General features: G+C 41.9%; 18 protein-coding genes and 1 pseudogene. 11 read left to right on the top strand and 8 right to left on the bottom strand.

The window, feature by feature from the left end:
• Positions 1-19: 19 nt before the first annotated feature.
• From PL8927_RS15845 to PL8927_RS15820, 6 genes and pseudogenes are all read left to right on the top strand, one after another.
• Positions 20-253 carry a hypothetical protein gene (locus PL8927_RS15845; RefSeq protein WP_156093207.1) on the top strand — a complete coding sequence of 78 codons (234 nt, stop codon included), beginning with the start codon at positions 20-22 and terminating at the stop codon, positions 251-253.
• Positions 254-511: 258 nt separating this feature from the next.
• On the top strand, positions 512-5,584 hold the full coding sequence (locus PL8927_RS15840) for an nSTAND1 domain-containing NTPase (protein ID WP_083623289.1): 5,073 nt from the start codon (positions 512-514) through the stop codon (positions 5,582-5,584).
• 13 nt (positions 5,585-5,597) lie between these two features.
• Positions 5,598-6,350, top strand: a pseudogene (locus PL8927_RS15835) (hypothetical protein); the annotation flags it as partial.
• A gap of 12 nt (positions 6,351-6,362) precedes the next feature.
• Entirely contained in the window at positions 6,363-6,947 is a 585-nt protein-coding gene (locus PL8927_RS15830; protein ID WP_083623284.1) for a molybdenum cofactor guanylyltransferase, read from the top strand.
• A gap of 334 nt (positions 6,948-7,281) precedes the next feature.
• Entirely contained in the window at positions 7,282-7,623 is a 342-nt protein-coding gene (locus PL8927_RS15825; RefSeq protein ID WP_083623281.1) for a hypothetical protein, read from the top strand.
• A gap of 207 nt (positions 7,624-7,830) precedes the next feature.
• On the top strand, positions 7,831-8,856 hold the full coding sequence (locus PL8927_RS15820; protein ID WP_083623390.1) for an ABC transporter permease: 1,026 nt from the start codon (positions 7,831-7,833) through the stop codon (positions 8,854-8,856).
• Between the two features lie 172 nt (positions 8,857-9,028).
• Here the strand turns inward: PL8927_RS15820 and PL8927_RS15815 are convergent, their stop codons facing one another.
• The 5 genes from PL8927_RS15815 to PL8927_RS15795 form a co-directional block, all read right to left on the bottom strand.
• A complete protein-coding gene (locus tag PL8927_RS15815; protein WP_083623278.1) occupies positions 9,029-9,631 on the bottom strand; it encodes a HEAT repeat domain-containing protein in 603 nt (200 codons plus the stop codon).
• Between the two features lie 19 nt (positions 9,632-9,650).
• A complete protein-coding gene (locus tag PL8927_RS15810; RefSeq protein WP_083623275.1) occupies positions 9,651-10,931 on the bottom strand; it encodes a HEAT repeat domain-containing protein in 1,281 nt (426 codons plus the stop codon).
• 143 nt (positions 10,932-11,074) lie between these two features.
• A complete protein-coding gene (locus PL8927_RS15805; protein WP_083623272.1) occupies positions 11,075-11,569 on the bottom strand; it encodes a globin family protein in 495 nt (164 codons plus the stop codon).
• 81 nt (positions 11,570-11,650) lie between these two features.
• Complete coding sequence (gene cpeB, locus PL8927_RS15800; RefSeq protein ID WP_083623270.1) at positions 11,651-12,205, bottom strand: class 1 C-phycoerythrin subunit beta; 555 nt, start codon at positions 12,203-12,205, stop codon at positions 11,651-11,653.
• Between the two features lie 144 nt (positions 12,206-12,349).
• Entirely contained in the window at positions 12,350-13,147 is a 798-nt protein-coding gene (locus PL8927_RS15795; protein ID WP_083623267.1) for a pentapeptide repeat-containing protein, read from the bottom strand.
• Between the two features lie 254 nt (positions 13,148-13,401).
• Here PL8927_RS15795 and PL8927_RS15790 point away from each other — a divergent pair, with 254 nt between their 5' ends.
• On the top strand, positions 13,402-13,989 hold the full coding sequence (locus PL8927_RS15790) for a phycobiliprotein lyase (RefSeq protein ID WP_083623261.1): 588 nt from the start codon (positions 13,402-13,404) through the stop codon (positions 13,987-13,989).
• A 138-nt stretch (positions 13,990-14,127) separates the two neighbouring features.
• Here PL8927_RS15790 and PL8927_RS15785 read toward each other — a convergent pair whose 3' ends face one another.
• The 3 genes from PL8927_RS15785 to PL8927_RS15775 form a co-directional block, all read right to left on the bottom strand.
• The gene (locus tag PL8927_RS15785; protein ID WP_083623259.1) at positions 14,128-14,889 is read right to left on the bottom strand and encodes a phycoerythrobilin:ferredoxin oxidoreductase; all 762 of its coding nucleotides are present in this window, start codon (positions 14,887-14,889) and stop codon (positions 14,128-14,130) included.
• 16 nt (positions 14,890-14,905) lie between these two features.
• The gene (locus PL8927_RS15780; RefSeq protein ID WP_083623256.1) at positions 14,906-15,634 is read right to left on the bottom strand and encodes a 15,16-dihydrobiliverdin:ferredoxin oxidoreductase; all 729 of its coding nucleotides are present in this window, start codon (positions 15,632-15,634) and stop codon (positions 14,906-14,908) included.
• 90 nt (positions 15,635-15,724) lie between these two features.
• Entirely contained in the window at positions 15,725-16,384 is a 660-nt protein-coding gene (locus PL8927_RS15775) for a HEAT repeat domain-containing protein (RefSeq protein WP_083623388.1), read from the bottom strand.
• 117 nt (positions 16,385-16,501) lie between these two features.
• Here PL8927_RS15775 and PL8927_RS15770 point away from each other — a divergent pair, with 117 nt between their 5' ends.
• From PL8927_RS15770 to PL8927_RS15755, 4 genes are all read left to right on the top strand, one after another.
• Positions 16,502-17,074: a globin family protein gene (locus PL8927_RS15770; RefSeq protein WP_083623253.1), complete on the top strand. Its 573-nt coding sequence runs from the start codon at positions 16,502-16,504 to the stop codon at positions 17,072-17,074.
• Positions 17,075-17,353: 279 nt separating this feature from the next.
• Positions 17,354-18,232: a phycobilisome linker polypeptide gene (locus PL8927_RS15765; RefSeq protein WP_083623250.1), complete on the top strand. Its 879-nt coding sequence runs from the start codon at positions 17,354-17,356 to the stop codon at positions 18,230-18,232.
• A gap of 167 nt (positions 18,233-18,399) precedes the next feature.
• Positions 18,400-19,167: a phycobilisome rod-core linker polypeptide gene (locus tag PL8927_RS15760; RefSeq protein ID WP_083623247.1), complete on the top strand. Its 768-nt coding sequence runs from the start codon at positions 18,400-18,402 to the stop codon at positions 19,165-19,167.
• 131 nt (positions 19,168-19,298) lie between these two features.
• On the top strand, positions 19,299-20,057 hold the full coding sequence (locus PL8927_RS15755) for a phycobilisome rod-core linker polypeptide (protein WP_083623245.1): 759 nt from the start codon (positions 19,299-19,301) through the stop codon (positions 20,055-20,057).
• The last annotated feature ends 56 nt before the right edge of the window (positions 20,058-20,113 follow it).

Raw genomic sequence — 20,113 nt, 5'->3', positions numbered from 1 at the left:
AAATTAGGACGTAAATATTATGTTGACAAATCCTAGAAAAAAATACAGTTGGATCATGGCATTATCGCTATTGGGTGTAATCAATACTACCCCTAGTTTAGCAGCCCCACAAGGGACAAATGCCAACCTTTCGACTAGATCACCCTCGACTCCTGAACAGATCCGACCCCGTACCTCAAATTTAGAATCAATCTTGAGGGGGCCAGCCGTGAGTAGACGCATCTCTGAATGTTACGATAATGGTTTATGTTAGGAACCTTTTCACCATCCGTGAACCTCGATGGGGTCATAAACTTTTGATTGACTGGGTTTCAATAGACCCACCGGATCAGCAGAAGAATTGCTGCGGTGAAATCCAGTCAAAATCTTGAGGATAAAACGGATCGGTTAGGGGATGTGCCTGAATTGTTGATTGAAAATCCCATATTGATAATTTTGATTATTTTTAAGTTAAACCGTCCACTTTTTCTATCAACCTTCAGATCATGATCTGAGAAGGAGATTCATAACGATGGCACTTTATCCCGTAAACGATATAATCACCCAGAATCAGCAACAAATTCATACCCTAGCGAGATCATTAGTGAAAATGCAAGGAAGTTTTTCCTTATTGCTAGTGCGGTGTAATTATGAAAGTTTACGCGAACAAATCGTTGCCCGACTGAAGGAAGAATGTTCGCTGAATATTGGAGAATTTAAGCTTTCTCCGGCGAGTCAAACCTTATATGGTTCAATTAAAGCTGAACTCGAACCTAATTATCCTTCGAGTTTAATGGTTTATGGGTTAGAATCCGTTGTTGCGATTGATCAAGTATTGCATTCCGCTAATTTAGTTAGAGAGGCTTTTCGCAATTTTACTTTTCCTTTAGTGTTATGGATTAATGATAAATTGTGGAAAAAACTCAATCGAAATGCCCCCGATTTTACCAGTTGGGCAACAACCTATGAATTCTTGCTCAGTTCCGATGAATTAATCACTTTTTTAGAGGAAAGAACATCGGCAGTTTTTACAACGGTTTTAGAAGCAGGTACAGAACGATTTTTACCGACGACTGCTATTTTAGGAACAGAATCGGGAACAGAACTTCAGGCGGCTTATCAAGATTTGAAAGAGCGAGAAATTCCTATCGATCAGACTTTAGAAGCGAAGTTAAAGTGGATTTATGGTCGCTATTTTTATGCTCATCAACAAATTGCCCTCGCCCTTCAACAGTATCAACAAAGTTTAAGATTTTGGCAACAACAATCCCAGGGGACTTCCCCAAATTCTACAGATGATTCTGAGATTTTATTATGGGAAGGATTGGTATTATTTCATATTGGTTTGTGTTGGTGTTATTTAGCGGAACAACATCGTCATCTAAATGGTCAAAAGGAATGGAAACAAGCCAAAGATTCTCTCCAGCAGTGTATAGAACGATTTGAGGAGGCTCAACGTCAAGATTTAGTCGCCAAATTTTTAAATAAAATGGGAGAAGTTTTGACCCATTTAAGCGATTTGAAAAGTCTTAAAAACCTAGCTTTAAAAGGTCGAAAATTACATCAGGATTTGGGAGATAGTTTTCTGATTCCACTGGCGCAGGATTATGGATTTTTAGCTTATGTTGCTCTCCAGGATAAAGATTGGGATAATGCTAAGGAATTAGCCAGTGTTTCCTTAGAAATTTTGACTTTAGTAGCTCGAAAAACTCCTGAGCATCCGGGGATTTCTGAAGTAGAAAGTTTCTGTTTATGTTTGTTGGCGCAAGCGTTAGAAAAGCAAGGGTTAAAATGGGAGGCGATCGAGAAATTAGAAGCAGCAGCCCAAAGAATTAAAACAACGCTGTTGACGGTGAATTTAATTCGGTTATATCTGCAAATTTTGCAAATGTTAAACCGTCTTTATTTTGAATTGGGAGATTATCAAGAAGCCTTTAAAATTAAAGAAGAATATCGCAATCAATCGAGTGCTTATGGATATAATGCCTTTGTCGGAGCCGGACGTTTACAACCTCGAAAACAAGTCCTAACTTCGACTTTAGATCCGAGTCAAATCACGGCTAATTTCACCGATGAAATTACCGCTTCAGGACGGGAAGAAGCCATTAAGCATCTGTTACAACGGATGGCGAGTAATCATCATAAATTAACGGTGATTTATGGTCAATCTGGGGTAGGGAAAAGTTCGATTTTGAGAGCCGGATTAGTCCCAGCTTTACAGCAAAAAATTATTGATGCTCGTATTACTCTGCCGATTTTTATTAAAACCTATAATTGTTTTGTAATTGAGTTACAACGAAAACTCCTGACCCCTGATGTAGAATCCCCAGTTACTCCTGTACCGTTAACATTAGATAGTGATTTGAGTGTGGAGAATCAGGAAGAACCGGAACATCAAAATTATACGGATATTTTAATTCAAGTTATTGCTCAACTCCAAGAAAATGCTAGACAAAATTTATTGACGGTTTTAATCTTTGATCAATTTGAAGAACTATTTTTTGCTCAGTCTCCTAAAAATCAAAAGCTGTTCTTTGAATTTTTAAAAGATGCTTTAAATTTGCCTTTTGTTAAAATAATTATTTCATTACGAGAAGATTATTTACATTATTTACTAGAAGGAAGTCGCCAAGTTAATTTAGAAGCAATTAATAATGATATTTTAAGTAAAGATATTTTGTTTTATTTGGGAAATTTTAGTAAAACCGAAGCTTATAACGTGATCAAAAATTTAACGGATCGCGCCCATTTCTATTTAGAAGATACCTTAATTCAAGCCTTAGTTCAGGATTTAGCGGGAGAGGCTGAAGAAGTCCGTCCGATTGAATTACAAGTTGTTGGTACTCAACTTCAAGCTGAGAATATTACTACTTTAGAAGTCTATCAACAACAAGGGCCAAAACAAAAATTAGTCGAACGGTTTTTAGAAGAAGTGATTCAAGATTGTGGGCCAGAAAATGAAGCAATGGCGCGTTTAGTTTTATATGCGTTGACCGATGAAAATGATACTCGTCCTTTAAAAACACGCACTGAATTAGCGGAAGAGTTAAAACACAAATTAAATCAAGATCAGGTATTAAATCCGTTAGATTTAATTCTTTATATTTTAGAAAAATCGGGCTTGGTTTATCGAGATATTAGTCCAACGGGAGAATTTTATCAATTAGTGCATGATTATTTAGCTGGATTTATTCGCCGACAAAGTAGAAATGAACAAGAAGAAGCGATCGCTAAACTTCAACAGGAAAAAGCCCAACTGATTCAAGAAAAAGAAATGAGTAAAAAATTAGCTGAAGAACAGGAAAAACGCCACCAAGCGGAAGAAAGAACTCGCCGTTTAGAACAATCAAGGGGATTGATTATTGGAACAGTTGTGATTATCTTTACAGCCCTATTAGCTGGGATATTCTATGCTAATGGTCAAAATCAAGTTAAAGCTCGAATTCAAGCCTTAACCTCTGCTAAAAATGCCCTATTATTAGCCGATCAACAGGATCAATTAGGGGTATTAACAACAACAGTACAAATTGGTCAAAACACCTTAGAAACAAACGCATCAGAAGCAACAAAAACAGAAATTGCTCAAGGGTTAATGCAAATGATTTCGGGTATTCAAGAACGAAATCGTTTAGAAGGACATACCGGAACAATTTTAGGGGTTAATTTTAGTCCCGATGGTCAAAAGATTGCCACGGCGAGCAGCGATCGCACGCTTAAAATTTGGAGTCTTGAGGGTAAATTATTAACGACACCGGAGCAATTTCCTCATGAGATTCCGATTAAAAGTGTTCGCTATAGTCCTGATGGCAAAATCATCGCTACCACCACAGCCAGTGTTGATAACCCTGATCAAAACCAAGTGTTATTATGGACGACAGCCGGAACTCGCCTCCCCCATCTTCCGATGAAACATCGGCAAGTTATTAATAATATTAGTTTTAGTCCTGATGGTAAACAATTAGTTACCTCTAGTAATGATAAAACGGTTAAATTATGGGGATTAGACGGAACGTTAATTCGTGAATTTAAAGGTCATCAGGATCGAGTTTTTGATGCAAAATTGAGCCCCGATGGTCAAAATATTGCCAGTTGTAGTAAAGATGGAGAAGTTAAAATTTGGTCGATTGATGGCAGCTTAATTCGCACCATTAAAGCCCATAATCAACCTATTTATGATCTCGATTTTAGTCCCGATGGTAAACTGATTGTTTCCGCCAGTGGCGATCGCACTCTCAAGCTCTGGAGTACGGAAACCGGAACAGAAACTAAAGCCCCTTTAAAGGGTCATAACGATGATATTTTAACTGTTAATTTTAGTCCCGATGGTCAATTTTTAATCAGTGGTAGCCGCGATCGCAGCGTCAAACTTTGGAACTTAAACGGGGTATTACTCAAAACCTTTATTGGTCATCGAGATAATGTTTGGGGTGTGGAATTTAGTCCCGATGGTCAAACCCTGGTATCCGTCAGCGCCGATGCGACCGCCCGACTCTGGGATCGAAGTCGAGATCCCTTGAATACGACGTTACAGGGTCATACAGGACGGGTGTGGAGTGTGAATTTTAGTCCCGATGGTCAAACCTTAGCCAGCGCCAGTGATGATAAAACCGTGAAATTATGGGGGCGTCAGGAACCTCTGCAATATACCTCACGGCCTGCTTCGATCTTGCCACATCCGAGTAAAGTTAACTGGGTGAGTTTCAGTCCCAATGGTCAAGAAATCGCCACCGCCAGTGAGGATAAAATCGTGCGACTCTGGACAAAAAAAGGTCAGTTGTTGCGCTCGTTTTTGGGCCATACCCAAGCGGTCAAAGCGGTGACATTTAGCCCGAATGGTCAAATCTTGGCCAGCGCCAGTGAAGATAAAACCGTTAAACTTTGGGACAAACAAGGAAAATTGATCACGACCTTACCCCATCAAGAGGCCGTTTGGGATGTCCGTTTTAGTCCCGATGGCAACACCTTAGCCACGTCAGCGCGTTTTGTCAAAAATATAGGCAAGCCACCAACAACCTCCAGCGTGACTCTATGGACAAAACAAGGAAACCAATGGAAACCAACCTTAGAATTACCCTCGGAAAATAGCCTAACGACCTTAAGTTTTTTAGGTAATTCTCAACAACTAGCCGTTGCTGGAAATGATATTGTAACGCTCTGGAAGGTTGAGGGGAAAAAATCGGTTGCATCTTGTCCGTTAGGACATCATGCGACGGTACAAAGTTTAAGTTTTTATCCCCAAGGGCAACTTTTAGCAACGGCCAGTGATGATAAAAAAGTTAGACTGTGGCGAATTAATGATCAGCTTTGGCAGTCATCAGAATGCGATCGCATTCAACCTTTAATTGTTTTAGCACAGGATGATTTTGTCAATAGTGTTAGTTTTAGTCCAGGGGATGCAACCCTTCTCGCTATTGCTAAGGATAATGGCACTGTGATTTTGTGGAGTTTAGCAAATTTAGACTTAGATCATCAGATGCAACAAAGTTGTAACTGGTTGCACAATTATCTCTCCACTAACCCGATACAATTGCAGCAACAAAACCAGAATTTATGTGTTGCTTCTGGGGAGTCGGGTGCTGTAAAATCTGATGTTACTAACAGATGATTACTGAAAANTACATGGGGGCCAGCGAATGCCAACTAAAGAAGGAATTCCCTTGATTGAAATTTGGCAAGGGTTGGGGGTGGACTGGTCTAAATTATCCTTATCACAAACTCAACAGGTATTTGAAGCAACAGGTTTAGGGTTTGTTTATCTTCCTCAACATTTCCCTGAAGCAGAAAGATTAGTCACCTATCGCCGAGAAATTGGCAAACGGCCCCCTTTAGCAACGATGGAATTGATGTGGAAACCCTATTTAGGACAAGCAACGGTGGTTTCTGGATATGTCCATCCCCCCACAGAAACCATGTTTCGAGAAGCTTTTCAATTGCGGGAGGTGACGGAATTTATTACCGTTAAAGGGTTAGAAGGGAGTTGTGATTTACCGCGCGATCGCACTTGTATTATTGGGTTGCGTCAACCTAGTCTAGGAACACAACAGGTTAAACACCCAACTCCAGAAGGACAAGATTCTGATCCGACAGAGGAGGATTTTTCCTTTGAACGGTTATTATTACATCCCCGTGATTATGGGTTGGGCGGGAAAGAAGTTCCTTTACCTTCGACCCAGATTTTAATTGAACAAATCCAAACTGTTTTAGCGGGTCAAACCAGTGAATTCATGAAAGCAGCGATTTGGAATGGGGGTTTCTATTTGTGGCGTTCTGGGGTTTGTTCTGATTTAGAATCGGGATTATCCCAGGCTGAATCTTTACTGACGCAGGGGAAAGTTCAAGCTAAATTGCAAGAGATTCAACATTCCTTCTAAATCCTTGAACCGATGATCAATGATCTCTCAATTGCAGCTTTAATTCTGGCAGGGGGCCAAAGTTCTCGCATGGGTGAGGATAAAGCTTTTGTTCTTTATGAAGGCAAACCTTTGCTTCAGCGAGTCTATCAAGTCGCGGCTGCTTGTAGCCAAAAAGTATATATTGCTACACCTTGGCCAGAACGCTATAAAACTCTATTAACGGAGGATTACGAAGTTCTATTAGAGACGGAACCGAACCAAGGGCCGTTAGTTGCATTGTCCCAAGGTTTATTAGAAATTCCCTTTGATTGGATTTGGTTATTAGCCTGTGATTTACCGATATTAGAAGTGTCTATGATTCAACGTTGGCAAAGTCGTTTAACGGTTGTTGCTAATACAGTTTTAGCGGTTGTTCCTCAAAGTCAGTCTCGATGGGAACCGTTATGTGGATTTTATCGCCGTTCTGCTTATTCGCATTTACAAGAATTTATGATTCCAGGAGGAAGATCGTTTCAACGGTGGTTAACCCATATTTCCGTAGAACCGATTTATCTATCTAAAGAAGAGTCACAAATGTTGTTAAATTGCAATCGACCTACAGACCTAAAACCTTAAGAAATAATACAAATATTGCTGGAAATTGTAATAAAAATCAAAGTTATTCTCATTTCTGAGGTAGAGAAAACCCTATAATCAGTTGCCAGTTACCAGTTATCAGTTATCAGTGTAGGAAACAACTGTTAATTAATACTCTTGACTATTAGCTTTTAACTCTTAACTCTTAACTGATAACTGATGACTGATGACTGATAACTGATTCTACCTTGTGAATTTTTCTAAAGTCTGCATTAAAATCAAAAAAATCTGGGTAACTTGTAGGTAAATTTACGTTATTAGCCCGGAAAACTTGGTATAACCAGCAAATATTAAAAATGAACAGGAGGAACCTATGCCATACACCTTCGATTTAGTCGGTGTTTCTCCCATTCTTTCCTTTTTTTATCAACAACAAGAATTAACTGAACAACCCGCCCCAGGGGTTGAATACTTGGGAAATCGCAAATGTACCCTCGATACCTTTATTGAATCGGTGCAGACGGTTTCTCCTCAACAAGGTTGGAACGTTGATCAAGTGGTCGATACGGTGATTCACTTCTGGATGAACAACGCCGACAGCATCCAATATTGGAAAACTCGCCTGGAAGACGCCGGACAAGAAAATCTATTAGTCGCCAGAGTCGCTGACCTCAAATTCCTTCGCACTACTTTTGAATCGTTACTAGGACATTAAAGTGTTGATGGTTGACGGTTGACTGTTAATTGTTAATTGTTAATTGTTAAATTTTGGTGCGTGCGATACAGCTTACGCACCCTACAATTGCTTTATATCACAGGAAAACGGGCTTCAGGTCTTAGGTGCCTTGATTATTTCTCCACCTGCCTAGGAATGTCAACTGTCAACTGTCAACTGTCAACTGTCAACCGTCAACCATCTATCATGTCTCGTTCCAGAGCTTTACAATATTACGTCTTTACTCGTTTACTCCTGGCTCCGTTAATGCTGTGGACAATTACCACCGTAGTTTTTTTGTTGTTACGCGCTACCCCCGGAGATCCAGTCGATGCAATTCTTGGCCCCCGTGCGCCGGAAGCCGCCAAAGAAGCGTTGCGATCGCAATTGGGGTTAAAGGGCTCTCTATGGCAACAATATTTTGACTATATGGGCAACCTGCTCCACTTGAATTTAGGAACGTCCCTCACCAGTCGCGGAGAAACCGTTTGGCAAATTATCCAAAATCATTTTCCGGCAACGGTTGAACTGGCTCTGTTTAGCATGATTGTGGCTTTAGCGCTGGGAATTACCGTTGGAGCGGTGGCGGCGTCTCATCCTGATACGGTTTGGGATACAGGGGGGCGTTTATTTGGAATTATTACTTATGCTGTTCCCCCGTTTTGGGCGGGGATGTTATTTCAGTTAATATTTGCGGTGCAATTGGGTTGGTTTCCCTTGGGAACTCGGTTTCCGGTGACTGTTCCTGCGCCAGAAGGTTGGAGTGGTTTATATACCCTGGATAGTTTGTTCACCGGAAGCTGGATGCAATTGGGGGTAGCTCTGTATTACTTGTTTTTACCCTGTGTAACGTTAGGGTTATTGTTAAGCGGTATTTTTGAGCGAATTGTGCGGGTGAATCTCAAACAAACCTTAAAAGCGGATTATGTCGAAGCAGCTAGGGCTAGAGGTATTCCCGAATTGCGAATTGTTCTGGCCCATGCGTTGAAAAATGCCATGATTCCGGTGATTACGGTTTTGGGTTTAACCTTTGCGGCTTTATTAGGAGGGGCGATTTTAACGGAAGTGACGTTTTCCTGGCCGGGTTTAGCTAATCGGTTATATGAAGCGATTAGTTTACGCGATTATCCAACGGTGCAAGGGATTGTTGTGTTTTTCGCGGCAATAGTTGTTCTTGCCAGTATTTTAATTGATGTTCTCAATGCCTGTGTTGACCCACGCATCCGATATTAAAAGAATGGGTTTCGGGTTTCGGGTTTCGGGTTTCGGGTTTCGGGTTTCGGGTTTCAGGCTTTAACGAACAATAATATTGTTGATTGTTCAAATCTATTTCTCTAACACTTCTTTCTTAAAACCTGAGACCCTACTTAATGAACAGGCAAGATGCCTGTTCCACATACCTGAATTAATAACGCTTTAATACCAATTCTAAACGGGATAAAGCACTGGTAGCCGACTCGCGGATATAGGTATCGGCTGCTTCATCATTGGCTAATTGAGTTAAAACTTCAGAGACGCGGGGATCAGGAATTGCACTAATGGCATTAATCATCGCCACCGCCGTACCCAGGTTCTCTGTTGTTTGTAACGCATCTAATAAAATATCTAAAGCGGGTAATCCTATTTCTCCTAATGCCATTACAGAAGCAATATGAACTACTGGATTTGGATCATGTATGGCAATTTTTAGCCCTTCCATTCCCTCTACAGGAAAAGGCAAATCAGGGTGATTATAGGCAACCTGGGCTAAGGCCTTTGCACAACTGGAACGAATTATCGTGTTATCACTTTCTAGTAAAGTTTTGACTAGGGAAGGAACGGAATCTGGGCCAATATAACCCAAGGCTTTCACCGCCGAGCGTCGATAGGTGACATCCTCTTCCCCTAAAATACTCATCAGCCGAGGAATTGTCTCTTGATTCCGGGTTTCGGCTATTTCTACCATCGCCCGTTCTCTAAGATTGGGATTGGGATGTTTTAATTGTTCAAAGACTGAATCTGTAGTCATTATGGTTATTTGTTATTGGTTAGGTATAAACGGCGGACAGTGAGGCTGCTTTGGCTCGAACTAACCCATCGGGGTCATTAGCGAGGAGGGTATAACCTGTAGAATCCCCCAATTGTTCCAAGGCCATTAATGTAGCATATTTCAAATCCCAGATTCGGGTGTTTAAACTATTGATCAGAAGTGGAATTGCCTGTTTATCTCCGAGTTCTGCTAACGCTAGGGCTGCTGCGGCTCTTGATTTCTGGAACTGAGGGGCAGGATTTTGTAATGCTTCCACTAAGAGATCATAACTAGGAGCATACCGCAACCAACCCAAGAGTTTAACAACGTGATAATGGGCTCCATAATCATTATGGGCTTCTTCCCGATAGGCTGTCAGTAATGCTTCAGGAGCTTCTTGAGGATAGGTTTCTAATAGGGTTTTACTGGCTAAATAGCAACGGCCAAAATCCGTTTGATAGAGTTCTTGAATCAAAAACTCTAGGGTCGGTGGCTGATCATATTCATGGACTAAGTTTAGATCATGGGGATGATCTCGCAAGACTTGTTCTAAACTGGGTTGAATTTCCTTAAAGCTAATCTCTCCACTTTTCTCTCCCAGTTCTCCTAATAAGCGAATTCCTCGCAGTCGAAATACTAAAGATACTGGACAGCGTGCAATTTCAGGAATCGCGGCATAATAACGGGCATCAATTAGATCTTGAATACAGCCCCGGCGAGCATTAACATTGGTATGGTACAGAAACTCAACAACTTGATCCATCAAGCTGTAATCTTGACTCAGACGACAAACGGCCGAAAGTGCAGCACAGGCAATGGGGGGATCTTCGGCATCGATCAATCTACGAATTCGTTCTAAAGCGGGTTTATAGTTTAATTTGGCTAAAGTCTGAATAATTGTACGATACAGTTGTCCGGGTTTTTCTAATAATTGAGCCATGTCTTCCAGTATGTCGGGATCACTGACCTCAATTTCTCCGAGAGCCCAAACGGCATTCTCAACGGTATAACAATCTGGATCGGCTAAACAGGTATGAAAGATTGATAACGCTTGGGTGGCTTGCAATCGTCCTAATGTCTCTACACACTTGCGGCGTACAATCTGATTATCCAGAGATGGATCAAGGGTTTGTACCGCCCGAATTAAAGCAAGTATGGTATTTTCTGTGGGGAAATTAACTAAATGGGCGGCGGCTACATAGCGAGAATCATCCTCTCCTATTTCCTCCTGGGGAGTATCTAAGAGGGCGATCGCCTGTTCTTCGGTTAAATTATAAAGATTAAAAAAACGTTTATCCATAATCCGGTTTTAAAACCAACAAACCTGGGGACTCTTTGAGCAATACTCTGCTTTAGAGTAGCAAAGCATTGTACTAAGAATACCCAGGTTTATAGAATCTAAGGCAAAAATAATTTGACTTAAATTCAGTCCGTTACAGTCTACTAAGACAAGGAGTTGATCACATAGTCGAGCAGAGCATTGTATTCAAGCAGAGCTTGAGCGGACATATCACGAGGAGCGCAACCCCGGTTCCGAGAGAATCTCAATGCTTCAACATAGGGAGCGGTAGGCAGACCTAAAGCGCGATACACTTCACGTTGGCCAGCAATTCCCCACTCATCTAAGGGCCCTGTACCACCGACAACCAGGCAGTAGTTGACTAAGCGCAGGTAGTGTTTGATGTCACGGAGGCATTTTTCTTTGAACACAGGGGTAGAATTAGCTTCCCCTTCGTTGTTCAGGTAAGGATATTTTTTGATAGCGGCATCATAACCTTCCCGTGCAACTGCATCCAGATTGGAAGCGAGTTTTTCGGCGGCTTCTAAACGAGCAGCAGCACGTTGAAGACTACCTTGTACGGATTCTAAGTCAGAGGTGCTAGGAAAACGTCCGGCTGCATCCGCAGCGCCGACCGCAGTGGTAACAACTGATTTCATGATTGGGATATCTCCTGAATGGATCTGAATTACTTGTTGGTTTCAATTCAGCTAGTTCATCAATTAGAAGAACATTAGCTATTAGCTGAGGGCAGCAATCACGCGATCAAAGTAGCTGGCAGCTTCAGCAGACAGAGCCGAGCAGTCACCTTGAGGTGTTTCCATTTTGCGGAATTTGTTACCAGCCATCGCAGGAGTGTTGGTGCCATTGATGTGAGCAACGCAAATTGCTTTCATGATTCCAACAGCGCGAGCCGCAGATTGGAGGGGAACACCCAAAGCGATGTATGTTTCTTTCAGACCATTCAAGCAGCGATCATCGAGAACGGAAGCATCACCAGATAACAGGGCGTAGCTGACATAGCGCAGGATAATTTCACCATCACGCAGACAAGCAGCCATGCGACGGTTGGGGTAGCAATTACCGCCCGCTTGGATTAAACCTGTATTTTCGCAGATCATCCCAGCGATGGCATCGGAAACGCAGCAGCTTGCATTACTGGCAATGGCGTTGACTGCATCAAGGCGCTTGTTCCCTTCAGCAATAAAATTTCTGAGGCCGGCGAGGTCAGCACCACCAATTGCGGCTGTTTTGCTATCGGCAGTTACTACTGCTCTGGAAAAAGCGTCTAGCATTGAGTTCTCCTTAAATCAGTTAAAAGGAATTTTTTAATCAGACATCGTTAGTTGTTGTGACTAACTTGTATATGAGAATACAGGCAGGCCATTTTTTTGTCTTTTGTCTGAGAAACTAATTAACAATTTGTAAACTTTCTGAAATTAACCCTCAACTAACCCCAAACTTTCGGCGGTATTGTGGCGGGTAAACGGGTTCCAAGTGCCTAACTCTTCCGCCGGACGACTACACAACATGGCTCTCATCTCCTCGCTCAACCCTTGAACTAAAGTAAAGTCAGCCCCAGCTATACTTTCAATTTGCTCTAGGTTAGCATCGGTTAAGTCGGCCGCCCGGAAATCTACCCCCTGAATCTCGGTTCCAACTAAACGGGCTTTGCGTAAATAAGCCCCCGTCAGCAACGCGCCTTGAAGGTTCGCCCCACTCAATGCCGCCTCTTCTAAGTTGGCTCCACTCAAATCCGCTCCACTCAGATAGGCTCCCCGCAGGTTCACCCCTCGCAAATCAGCGTTTCTCAGATTTGCTGTATTCAGATAGACTCCGTTGAGGTTGGCTTTTGGCCCCACAGCCCCGGAGTTGCGGTAGTTATATCCCTCTGGCCAAAGGGTCTGACCATCATAACGAGCCAGTTGCAGTTTCGCGCCCTCAAGTTGAGCTTGATTGAGACAACATCCCTGTAAATTAGCTCGAAATAATAGACTATCTGCCAATAATGCTTCGCTGAGGTTCGCTCCTGTTAGGTTCGCGGCGCGTAAATCAGCCCCAGTGAGGTTTGCTCCCGTTAGGTTAGCGTGACTCAAATCTGCTTGAATTAAGTTGGCTCCTGTGAAATCAACTCCTGATAAGTCAAGGGAATGGAGATCAAGGCTTTGTAAGTCGGCTTTTGCTAAACTTTTTCCGTGTTGGAGAAGTTGTACAATTTCATGGCGGGTTATGGTCATAGTTGTTGAAAAAAAATCATGCCCAATATTATCGGTGGACGTGGTGACTTACAATACCTTCGCCCGGCTTTTTAATTGTGGAAGGAACCACAAAGACACGAAGACACGAAGGAAGAAATTAAGGGGGATATTTCCTGGTTTCTGGGTTTGGGTTTGCTGGATTTGTCTTTGTCAATCAGCTTTGATGGTAAAAATAGAGGTTTAATAGTCATTTTAATCGCTATAACTTTGATTAACAAGGAGAAAAACGGTCAATGAAATTACCGATGACGATGATGGATTTTTTTAAAAAAAGTGAAGGGATGTGGCTTTCACAACGAGCCGTTCATCGCTTTGATTCGGCTGCGGATGAATCGGGAGAATCGAATTTAATTATTAAAGTTTTAGATAAAACTGATCCGACTATCTTAGAAATTTGTTCGGAACAAGGGGTTGATTCGACTTCAGTGGTTGGAGGGGCTAGTTTTATGTGGCAGGGAAATTTTAAGGAGGGCGAACCTAATCCTAATTATGGTGCTATTTTGATTGATGTTCCTAATCCCGATAATCCTCGTTATGGTAAATTCTTCCGCAATAAAGGCTATGTTGAAGGCATTCCGGTTGTGGGGATTTATCAGTTTGCTGATGATGGGGTTTTAACAATTGATACTGAATATGAACGCAATCAAGGTCAAGAACGTTGTTGGTTTATTACGGATAATTTTCGGGTGAGAGTTAGTACGGTTAAGATGATGAATGGTGTTAATTTGATGACGTATTCTTCTGAACGTCGCTGTGTTTTACCTTCTGAATTAGATGAAATGATGGAAACCAATCGTCAAAGAGCGTTACTTTCAATGTAGGGGAAGGTAGGCTATTAGAAACCGGGTTTCTCAAGATATCTGGATTTAGTTGTACAAAAATTCTGTAGGGGTAATGTCCTTCCAAACCCAGGCTTAAAGAGGGTTTGAAGGGACGCCACCCCTACAATAAATAAAATATTACAATCTCCGTCTCGACGGTGCGGATTGCTCCAGATAACGTTCTAAATCAAATAGAAACCCGTGAATATATTCCTCAGTCCATTCTTCCCCATAGAAACGAGTAAACATTCCCCGTGCGGGGTCTTTTTCAGCCCGATAACTAACATAACGTTTTTGGGCTTGTAAAATGTCTTGGCGTTGCTCAGAATTATCAATGGGTTGGGCTTGTTCTACAAATTCCAGATAGGCTTGTAAATAAGCTTTAAACGCTTCAAAAACATGGGTTTTAACAACTTCTGTTTCTTGAGGACGAGTCCATAAAAAAGCCGGAGAAAAGAAGGGGTGCGCTTCTTCGGGGAAATCTCCCCCCCAAGGTAAATGTTGTTGATAGTTTTGAAAAATAGGCAATATTGGGTGAGTATATTTTTGTTGATAAGCAGAATTATGAAATAACGGCTGCATATCTAAGGCGATTAAATGTCCTCCTGGTAGGGTAACTAAATCAGCCCCAAAAAATGGTAAATCATAGTTTAAATGGGGGAAAATCACAAAGTTGAGAACTTGTAAAGCTTCTCCCCCTTGAACATGAGCGGCTCGAATTTGTCGCAGTTTGGGTGTTTGATAACCGTAACTGGTGGTCATCACAACTTGCTGTCTTTTTCCTGTTCCTGTTACCTGTTCTTTTTGTTCAAATCCTGGGGGAATGGGGTAAGAAGTTAGGGGAAGTTTTTCTTCAAGAAGAGTAAGGGCGTAATCTAAAAAGGGTTGATAGAGCGTCATATTAGTTGAAAAATTTTTATTTGGTAGCAACCGCTAAGGGAACAGCATCTTCAAATAAAAATTCATAGAGAAAACGTTCCGCCCATTCATGACCAAAATAGCTACTAAATAAGCCGGATGCTGGATCTCGGTCAGCGCTATATTGATCATAAGCTTTTTGGGCTTTAATAACTTCTTGAATTCTTTTAGAATCTGAAAGCGGTTGGGAGTTTTGTAACAATTCCCAATAGAGATGAATATAGTCCTGATAAGCTGAAAATACCTTTCCTCTAACGGTGGCTGCATCGGTTTTAGCAAACAGGATATATTTAGAAAAATACTGATTCGCATCATAGAATTTCATGGGTAAATCCTGAGCTAAATCATCATATTTTTCCCAAAGAGGACGCAGGGGTTCAATATATTTTTGTTGATATCCTTCATCTCGAAATAAAGGTTGAAAATCTAAAACCACTAAATTTTTAACTTGACCAAATGATAAGAAATCAATCCCTAAAATGGGTAAATCGTAGTGATAATTGGGATAAATGACACTATTAAAAATTTGAGCCGTTTCACCTGCATCAATATAGGTGTAGCGAATTTTCCGCAATTGAGGACATTCATAGCACCAACTTTGAATCCGGGCGGGATTTTTTCCCCGTTCACTGACGTTAGACTCTAATCCGGCGGGAATAGAACGACTGACCACCTGGAAACGAGAAAAGATCTCTGCTTCTAAAAATTCCTGAAACGGCTGATACATAAAACTTGACACGGGTTTTAATGTTATCCGTTTAGATTAACGGAAGCCCACCGAACTTGTCTGGCTTTTATTAAAGAAAGTAACATTTCTTCAACTTACAAAGTTTTCCAGTACCGCAGCCACCACGCGATGATCTTCATCCTGTTTCAATGCTTCTAAGGCGGTTTCGGCTTGGGGACTGGAAAAGCGATGCAGAGCGCGAGCAACCCTCGCCCGAATTCGCCAGGAAGAATCCTTGACTTTAGATAGAAGTTGTGGTAGAGCTTTTTCTCGTTGGGAGCTACTAGCGAGGAAGGCTAAACTATCGATACAGGCTTCTTGTACCGTTAGATCTTCTCCGTCAATCCCACAAACACAGATTTCTAATAGGTGTTCTGGACAGTCTAATTCTACCAACGCTCCAATAATACTTCGACGCACGAGCCAGTTGTCGTCTTGGTAAAATGCAGCGACCAGATGAGAAGCAACGGGTTGTCCAAATAGGGATAGGGAATTGCTGGCTTCGGCTCGAACATTAGCATCGCGGTCAAATTTAACCATTTGTAACAAAGCGGCTAAGGACTCGGCGGTGCGTTGTTTCCCCAAACCCATGGCGACAAAAGACCGAACTAAAAAGTCTTTTTCCTGCATTTGACTCAAGAGTAAGGGAATGGCGACTTCGGGTTCATACTGATGCAATTCTTGAATGGCTTTGAGTCGGTCTTTGGGGTTGGTGTTGGCTAAACAGGCTTTAATTTCGCTGAGTTCCATGATTTCAGGTTGAGGAGGGGAGGGATCTTCAATATCATATAATATCAAGGGCAGAATTTCTATTTTTTTATTCTCTCCGGTAACGATTCAATTTCTATCAAAAATCAATCCAATTTTATGCAGTTAACTGAACGCGCTAAACAATTAATTCCGCTTTCTCGAATTGTGAGTTTTGCGGCTTGGAAAAATCACTATCCCGCCTCCGTGATTGAGATCTTTCAACAAGCTGATGATCAAGGACGTTATTTAACCGATCAAGACTTAGAACAGATTGCAACGCTGATTCCTGAGTCTTCATCGGCTCTCGAATCTGCCCGATTGCTCAGAGATAAAGCGGATACTATTATCGATTCTGCTCGTCAAAAAGTATTAGATGAATACTCAGGAATTACTAATATTGATGGAGATTTATATCCTCCAGCACGAGCGCAGGCTTGCTGGCGAGATTTTTGGCATTTTCTGCGCTGTATTACCTATGGAATTGCTGGAAGTTGTATTCCGTTTACTTCTTCGGAAGGCTTGAAGAATATGCAATTATTATATCAAGAATTAAAGGTTCCGTTACCTGCGATGATTGTGGGACTAGAAGCTTTAAAAACCTTTGGTCTTGAGGAATTTAACCCGGAACAACAGATAGAATTGAGTTCTTATTTTAACCATTTAATTGAGGCGATGAGACGGTTTCAGTAATCGCTTTTTCTCTGAACAAAGGGTTCGAGTCACCCACACCGGGTTTTAGGTTTATGAGACATAAAAGCTTCCTATCGAGACAAATGTTACAAATCTTTACGGATTCTCAGGAAAATGTCTAATTTAAAACCTTGTATGGTACAACATTAAGCGAACAGGCTTAAGTGTAGCTTTCAAGACAATTTCTGATTTTTATATCTTAACAGATTGTTAAGTTTTGTAACAAACTTCAGAAATCCTAATTTTCGCCAACTTATCGTGCCTCGAGGAGATTGTTTGATGGTTTTTGGGCCAGCATCCCAACTGGGCGTGAGTCTATACGAAGACACCCCCCCGGTAGAAATGATTCTCGGACGTTCTGAAGAAGATGCCGAAGCCGTGATTTGCGCGGTTTATCGGCAAATTCTGGGCAATGCCTACGTCATGGAGAGTGAACGGGCCATCGTCCCCGAATCTCAATTTAAGCGGGGAGAATTGAGTGTCCGTGAATTTGTCCGCGCTGTTGCCAAATCTGACTTGTATCGCGTTCGCTTTTTCGAGAGTTGTCCGCGTTATCGGTCTATTGAACTCAATTTCAAACATTTTCTAGGTCGCGCCCCTCGGGACTTAGAAGAAATGAGAGCACACAGCACCCTGTTAGATACCCAAGGGTTTGAAGCGGAAATCGACTCCTATCTCGATAGCGACGAATATCAAAACGCCTACGGCGAAAACTTCGTTCCTTACTATCGGGGTTATAAAACTCAACCCGGTCAAACAATGGTTGGGTTTACCCATTTCTTTGCTCTGGCGCGGGGCGCGTCCAGTAGTGACCTCAAGGGCAGTTTGGCGGGGAAAGCATCGGTGCTGAATCGATATGTGATTCAAAAAACCCCCTTAGCTGTAATTCCTCCCTCTGGGGGTGCAATGGGCAATGGTTGGTCTTTCCAAGACCCGACCGGAAGCGCTCGCACCCGTCATGGAGCCGGGGCGAGCGAAGGCGGCAAAGTTTACCGCATCGAAGTCACGGGTTATAGCTCCCCTGGGAAAGTTAACCGGGTGTCGAAGTTCCGTCGCAGTAACCAAGTTTTTTTGGTTCCCTTTGAAAAACTGTCTCAGGAATATCAGCGCATTCACCAACAAGGCGGCGTGATTGCCAGTATTACTCCGATTAGTTAATTGGGTTTGGGATTAATATCAATATCCAAAATCCAACTTTTTAATATTTTTTCTGAGGCAATAGGATCTCACTCATCATTTATTGATGAATTGATTGCCGATTTTTTCTATATTCTATTGCCCAGATTTCTTGAATTCCCTCAATCTATTTTTAGGAGATCTAAATCATGGGCGTTGTTGTCGATGCTCCCGTAGAACTGCGGACAGTGAGTTGTTCCGATGAAATTTCGACGGTGATTCGGGCTGTTTACAAACAAGTTTTAGGCAATCCCCATGTTATGGAGAGTGAGCGGTTGGTGACAGCCGAATCTCAACTGGCAAATGGCAGTATCTCTGTGCGGGAATTTGTGCGTCAAGTGGCGAAATCGGAGTTTTATCGGAGTCGTTACTTTGAGTCCTGCGCCCCTTATCGGTTTGTGGAACTCAATTTTAAACATTTACTGGGTCGCGCTCCCAGTTGTCAAGCCGAACTCTCAGAACATATCCGTCGTTGTATTGAGGAAGGATATGATGCTGAAATTGATTCCTATCTCGATAGCCAAGAATATCAAGATCTGTTCGGAGAAATGATTGTTCCCTATTATCAAGGGGCAAAAACTCAGGTGGGACAAAAACAGGTCAACTATAACCGTACTCTGTCTTTATATCAAGGCTATGCGGGAGTTGATAGTGCTTTTACGAATTCTCGCTTGGTGGAAGCGGTGGCTACAAACAGTGGCAATAAAATTCAGTTGCCTAGTTCTGGCGGCCGTTTAGGGGGTTATCAAGATGCCACAGAAAAGACGTTTAAAATTATTGTCAAGGGGTCTAAATTTGACGCTCCCCGTCGGTTTAGCAATACCGTTTATGTGGTTTCTGGCGGGAATATGACTCCCCAAATTCAGCGCATTCATCGGAGCGGTGGCAAGATTATTAGCATCAATGAAGTTTCCTAATTCCGTTTGATTCTCATAGAATTAATTCGGAATTAAGAATTAGGAATTAACCATTAACGGTTGAACGGTTGGGTGTTGATCACTCAGCACCCAACACTCAATAAAATCACCTGTAGCGAGGAAGAATAACAATGACAACTTTAACTCCAAGTTTCACATCAGAACGCCTAGAATTACGTTCTAATACGACAGAAGAAGATTTACAAGTGATTATCCGAGCCGTTTATAAACAGGTCTTGGGTAATGCTCATGTGTTGGAAAGTCAACGGAATCAAACGGCAGAATCTTTACTGCGAAATCGAGATTTAACCGTGCGGGGTTTTGTGCGGGCGATCGCTCAATCAGAACTCTACAAATCTCTGTTTTTTGAACCTAATTCTGCCTATCGGTTTATTGAGTTAAACTGTAAGCATTTATTGGGACGGGCACCGTTAGATCAAGCGGAAATTTCGGCTCATGTTCAAATTTGTATTCAACAAGGTTACGCAGCAGAAATTGATTCTTATCTCGATAGTGCAGAATATCTGAACAACTTCGGAGAAAATTGTGTTCCCTATCCTCGCAGTAGTACCACACAAACGGGGATTAAAAATGTTGTCTTTAATCGGACAATGAATTTATTAGGTGGTGCCGCCACCAGCGACAGTGAACACCAATCTAAATTAATTTCCAGCGTCGCCACCAATTTACCTCAAAAAATCAAGGTGTCTTCCTTGGGTCAAGGTGGCGCTCAAGAAAAGCGGTTTCGGATTGTGGTAACAAAAGGCGTAAATTCGATGTCAAAACTGGCGAATAAAACCTATTGTGTCAGTTATTCCCAACTGTCTCAAAATATTCAAAATATTCAAAAGACTGGGGGTAAAATTCTCAGCATTACTGAGGTGGTTTAACGCTTAAGTTTATGGAAAAAAGGTGCTTCCATAAACTTAAACCTGTGGGTTGTTAA

Origin of the sequence: Planktothrix serta PCC 8927, from assembly GCF_900010725.2 — a bacterium.
In the GTDB taxonomy this organism is placed as follows: domain Bacteria; phylum Cyanobacteriota; class Cyanobacteriia; order Cyanobacteriales; family Microcoleaceae; genus Planktothrix; species Planktothrix serta.
This window is presented reverse-complemented; position numbering and strand designations above follow the sequence as displayed.